The organism is Mesorhizobium sp. M7A.F.Ca.CA.001.08.2.1, assembly GCF_003998455.1.
GTDB lineage: Bacteria > Pseudomonadota > Alphaproteobacteria > Rhizobiales > Rhizobiaceae > Mesorhizobium > Mesorhizobium ciceri.
This window is the reverse complement of the sequence record NZ_RZPW01000463.1, coordinates 1-5,105: the sequence shown is the minus strand read 5'-3', so window position 1 is coordinate 5,105 and position 5,105 is coordinate 1. Positions and strand designations below refer to the sequence as shown.

At 61.1% G+C, this 5,105-nt stretch carries 5 protein-coding genes; all 5 read right to left on the bottom strand.

The window, feature by feature from the left end:
- The coding region (locus EN914_RS23775) for a GMC family oxidoreductase (protein ID WP_164778873.1) at nucleotides 1–1,197 on the bottom strand (1,197 nt) is incomplete at its 3' end.
- Nucleotides 1,198–1,289: 92 nt separating this feature from the next.
- Nucleotides 1,290–2,621: a UDP-glucose/GDP-mannose dehydrogenase family protein gene (locus tag EN914_RS23770; RefSeq protein ID WP_013528109.1), complete on the bottom strand. Its 1,332-nt coding sequence runs from the start codon at nucleotides 2,619–2,621 to the stop codon at nucleotides 1,290–1,292.
- A 67-nt stretch (nucleotides 2,622–2,688) separates the two neighbouring features.
- Nucleotides 2,689–3,543 (bottom strand): family 16 glycosylhydrolase, encoded by an 855-nt coding sequence (locus EN914_RS23765; protein ID WP_024501832.1) that lies wholly within the window; start codon nucleotides 3,541–3,543, stop codon nucleotides 2,689–2,691.
- A 154-nt stretch (nucleotides 3,544–3,697) separates the two neighbouring features.
- The gene (locus tag EN914_RS23760) at nucleotides 3,698–4,093 is read right to left on the bottom strand and encodes a hypothetical protein (RefSeq protein WP_024501833.1); all 396 of its coding nucleotides are present in this window, start codon (nucleotides 4,091–4,093) and stop codon (nucleotides 3,698–3,700) included.
- 290 nt (nucleotides 4,094–4,383) lie between these two features.
- On the bottom strand, nucleotides 4,384–5,105 hold a 722-nt coding region (locus EN914_RS23755; RefSeq protein WP_127389301.1), incomplete at its 5' end, for a glycosyl transferase family A.

Below are 5,105 nucleotides of genomic sequence, written 5' to 3'. Positions count from 1 at the left end.
GTCAGGCAATTTCTCCAGAGCGCGCGCCATGCCCTTCACCGCGTAGTCCGATGGCGCCTTGAAGCTGACGAAGGCATTGTCATCCGCGTCAAGCGTGACGTAGTTCTCGGGGTCGAGCAGGTTCTCGGTGACCACGACCAACGGCAGCGCCTGGCGTAGCCGCCCCTTTTCGGCACGCATTCCGTGCTGCCAGCGGTTCTCGAAATAGACCAGTGCCGCCGCATGCTCCGATCGGTGAGGACCATCATAGAGGCCGAAATTCAGGCCGGTTGTGATGGTGCTGCCGTCGAAATTGTCGACACCGTCGAGATAGACCTCGAAATTCCAGCCGTAGGATTCATGCAGGCCGCTGCCGACAAATTCGCCGCCCAGGCCGGATCGCAGCATGATCGCCGCACTCTGGATGGCATTGGCGCCGAGAATGAAGAGATCGCCGCTGACCTGGTATTCCTTGCCGTCATGGCTGAACGTGACCGAACGGACAGCACCGCCGACGTGATCGAGCCGGCGCACTTCCGCACCGAGGCAGACCGAGATGTCGGGATGCTCGAAGACGTGCATCAACCCGTTGTTGACGGTGAATTTGGCGTCGACCGGGCACAGCCAGCAACGCAGATTGGCACAGCACGAGCTGCGCTGCGCGGTCGGCACGCGAGCCCGCGCGGTTGGCATGACGAAGTGCTGGTCGGGCTGCGCCGCCTTCATCATCCTGTCCGGTGTCGACATGCGATGCGGCGGTTGCGGAAACGGCTTCGAGCGGGGCAGCATCGCCGCCATGTCGGGGTCGCCGGAGATCGACATGATGTCTTCCGCGTCGCAGTAGAACGGCTCGACGTCGTCATAACTGATCGGCCAGTCATTGCCGATGCCGTAGGTGCTTTTCAGCCGGAAATCATTGGGATGAAATCTTGGCGTCTGCGCGAACCAGCAGTTCGTCCCGCCACCCAGTCCGATCGTGTAGTTCCACGGCTTGTCGGAATTGGTCTTGTAGGTCGTCTCGTCTTCGATGTCGGTGTTGACGTTCTGTTCGAGCTGCCATTCATGGGTGTTGTGGCGTCCCCACTCCAGCACCAGAATGCGCGCCTTTCGGCGCCTGGCGAACTCATGCAGGAAGAAGGCCGAACCGAAGCCGGAACCGATCGCGACGAGATCGAAATGATTCTTGGTGATTTGCTCCGGCTTTACGTCCAGCACCATCAGCTACAACTCCACACAGAAATACGCGCTCAACCCCAGCGCCCGCAGGCCGTGTGCGGACCGGTCTTGCATCCGGCTGCCAGGGCCCGGTCTCATGCCGCCATTCTGCCGATCGAGTGATATTCGATGCCGTGGCGGGCGATGACCTTGGGGTCATAGAGGTTGCGGCCGTCGAAGATGACCGGCGTGGTCAGCGCGTCCTTCACCGCGTCGAAGGACGGCGCGCGAAAGCTCTTCCATTCTGTGGCGATCAGCAGCGCATCGGCGCCGCGAAGCGCTGCCTCCTTGGTGCCGCACAGAAGCAGGTCGTCGCGCAGCCCGTAGATGGCCTGGCATTCCTGCATCGCCTCGGGATCATAGGCCTGCACATTGGCGCCGGCCTTCCAGAGCGCCTCCATCAGGACGCGCGCCGGCGCCTCACGCATGTCGTCGGTGTTGGGCTTGAAGGCCAGACCCCAGAGCGCAAAGGTCCTGCCTTTGAGGTTGCCCTTGAAATAGCGGTCCACCTTGTCGAAGAGAACCGATTTCTGTGCGTTGTTGCGCTCCTCAACGGCGCGCAGCAGCTTGGCGTCGAACTTGACGCCTTCGGCGGTCTTGATCAGCGCCCGCACATCCTTCGGGAAGCACGAGCCGCCATAGCCGAGGCCCGGATAGATGAAATGGTAGCCGATGCGCGGATCGCTGCCGATGCCCTTGCGGACCTCCTCGATGTCGGCGCCGAGTTGTTCGGCCAGATTGGCCATCTCGTTCATGAAGCTGATCTTGGTCGCCAGCATGCAGTTGGCGGCATATTTGGTGAATTCTGCGCTGCGCACGTCCATCACGATCATCTTCTCATGGTTGCGATTGAACGGCGCGTAGAGTTCGCGCATCACAGCCTCGGTGTCCTCGCTGTCGGTGCCGACGATGATGCGGTCCGGCTTCATGCAGTCGGCAACCGCGGACCCTTCCTTGAGGAATTCCGGATTTGAAGCGACATCGAAAGCCAGGTCCTCGCGGCCTCTTTTCTTCAGCGTGTCGGCGATCCTGGCCTTCACCTTTTCGCAGGTGCCGACCGGCACAGTCGACTTGCCGACGACGATCTTGGGTTTGTCCATTTCGCGGCCGATGGTCTCGGCGACTGCCAGCACATATTTGAGGTCGGCCGAGCCGTCCTCGCCCGGCGGCGTGCCAACCGCGATCATCTGGATCTCGCCGTGCCTGACAGCGGCGGCGGCATCCGTTGTGAACTTGATGCGGCCGGCGGCATGGTTCTCCTTGACGAGGTTTTCCAAACCGGGTTCGAAAATGGGAACCAGGCCCTGGTTGAGCCGCTCGACCTTGGCGGCGTCGATGTCGACGCACACCACCTGGTGCCCGACTTCGGCAAGCACCGCCGCCTGCACGAGGCCGACATAGCCAATTCCAAACACCGTCAAATTCATTCGGTTTCATTCCCATGCAAGGCAGCGGACCGTTTTCGGCCCCGCCGGTTCAAATCGACTTTCCCAACTACTTTACACTGCATGCCAGCGATTCCGGAAATTGACAGGGTTCGCCGAGCGCCGTGAAGGCGACCCGCTCGACCTGCAGGGAAAGCTTGCGGCCCGGATCCGCGAACGCTCCCATCCAGCCCTTCATCGTATCGCTGCCCCAAAAGCTGAAGAATATCTTCTGTGCATGGCTGGGCAGCTTCGCCGGGTCGGTAATCGTGTTCACCAGTTGGCCGTTGACGTACCATCGCAAGCTGTCCTTCTGCCAGACGAAGGCGTAGTCGTTGAAGGCCTTCTCCGTGCCGCCCGGTACGTCGACCAGTTTCTCGTTCTTGCCCTTGCCCGCGATATAGGCGTTGACCTGCACCTTGGAGGTGTCCTTGGTCAGGACCTCGAAGTCGATCTCGTCCCAGGGCTGCTTGTCGCTTGGACCGATATAGGTGAAGAACGCGGCGTTGAGGCCGGAGCCGGTATCGGTCTTCAGCCGTGCCTCATAGGTGCCATAGCCGAAGCGCTGCTTGGTCTGGATCTCGCCGCAGACGTAGTCGCGATCCTTCAGCGTCTGCTTTTCGAAGCCGAGCGACAGCACACCATTCGACAGTTCGACCATATTTTTCGACCAGGTGCAATTCTGATGGCTGCCGTTGTTCCAGCCGTCGGAAACATACCAGCGCGTGCGGTCGAAGCTTTTGAAATCATCGACAAAGGACGGCGATGTCGGAATGTCCTGGGCATGGGAAGGGGTTGCCAGGAAACCGCCAAGAGCAGCCAGCAGCAACGCACCGAGCGACCCCAGCCGCCGGGCGGCTTGTCCGGTCCGATATGCGAGAGGCGGTGCGTCAATTGCCGTCGTAGGTTTCGGATTCCAATTCATACCAAACTCACCTTTGCGCTGTGTGTCCCCAACCCAAAGTCGACGTTCGAACCGCTCCTGCACGGGCCAACCTTGACCTTCCTTGTGACCCTCTCGATTGCTTCTGCTTCCCGCCTTGCATCAAATCTGTTGCAACAGTTCCGAGCCTTCACGTTCAACCTCTGCCGGCGCCTGCCGGCCAGGCGAATTCCGCCGCGGCGGCCGAGGAGGCATCCTCGTCAAAGACCGTATCCAGCGAATGACGGAGCTCTTTCATCATGCCGTCCTGGCGCGACAGCGCCGCGATGCGGCGCTCGCAATTCAGGATCGACTGTGTCAGTGCGCTGACTTCCGAAGACCGCTTGTCGGAAGCAGAGCCGTTTTCCATCGCTTCGACCAGAAAGGCGGCGTTGGTCGACGTCGTCCGGTAGCGATTCTCAAGCCCGGTTCTCTCGGCCTCGATCTCGGCCGCAATCTGCTCGAACAGCTTTGCCAGACGATCAAGACGTGAAACATCGGCCTGACGGTCGCGGGCCGGATCCCTTGATCTGAAACCGAATATCGAGGCCATGAACTCAGGTTCCCGTCATCGCCGGCTTGTGGGCCGGGCTTCTGGCCGATCCCCGCAGCCGGGGCTCAAAAACTCGTGTTGCGTTGTCGTGCTCCTTTTGAGGGAGAGACATCAGACCAATCCGATCGGGGGCCAAGTTCGGCTGGTCGTCCACTATGCTGCACCGCAACATAGACTGCCATCGTCGGAGCCGCGAGGCAACCACCCAATTCGTAAACTCATAAATCCGACCGAAATGGTTTGCGTGATGACATGCCGCGAGTGGACAAATCGCTGCATCGGGACCGCTCTCAGCGTTCCTTGCCCGTGCTGGTTCCGGCCATCAGAAAGCGCAGCGGCGGCACAGGCTTTTGGCTGGACACAAGGCCCACACGACGAAACAGCGCCTCGAGCTTGTCGGAAGCCACGCCCTGGACGATGGGGACGAGGTTGGACAGGCTGGCGAAGGCGTAAGCCGCAGCCGAGCCCAGCCCCCGCTCGGCCTTGACGTCAAGGAAATTACGCAGCCGATATTTGTCGCGCACGTGCCGTTCATGCCGCCGCAGCACCGCCTTCGAGCCTTCCGGCAGGCTGTCGATCGCCAGCAGCGCCAGATCCGCATCGGCCAAACGCTTCAGGTCCTGGGTCTTGTGGCGGCCGCTCAGGGAATCGGCGCGGACGATGGCGCCGTAGCCGCAGGAGCGAATGACCTTGAACCGCGCTCCGCATGCGACCGCGCGGGCGTAGAGTTCATAGTCCTCGCCCAGCCGCAGGCTCTCGTCGTAGCTCAACCTATGGCGGTCGAGGAAGGCACGGCTGATCACCGGCTTCAAAAAGCCCAATTCGCCCCTCTGCACGCGGCGCCTGGAGATGTTGCCTTCGACGAAACGCTCGAAATCGAGGAATTCCGGATCGGCGGCAAATTGCGGCGCGACGATTTTCGTCGCGTCGCCCGTCGCATCATCCCTGATCAGCATGATGTTGTCGGCGGCGAAATCCCAATCGGCGCCGACAACATCATGCTGATCAGGGA

What these genes read in the sequence shown, in the direction of transcription:
- EN914_RS23770 (WP_013528109.1), bottom strand. Translation starts at nt 2,621, where the DNA reads ATGAATTTGACGGTGTTTGGAATTGGCTATGTCGGCCTCGTGCAGGCG.
- EN914_RS23765 (WP_024501832.1), bottom strand. Translation starts at nt 3,543, where the DNA reads ATGAATTGGAATCCGAAACCTACGACGGCAATTGACGCACCGCCTCTC.
- EN914_RS23760 (WP_024501833.1), bottom strand. Translation starts at nt 4,093, where the DNA reads ATGGCCTCGATATTCGGTTTCAGATCAAGGGATCCGGCCCGCGACCGT.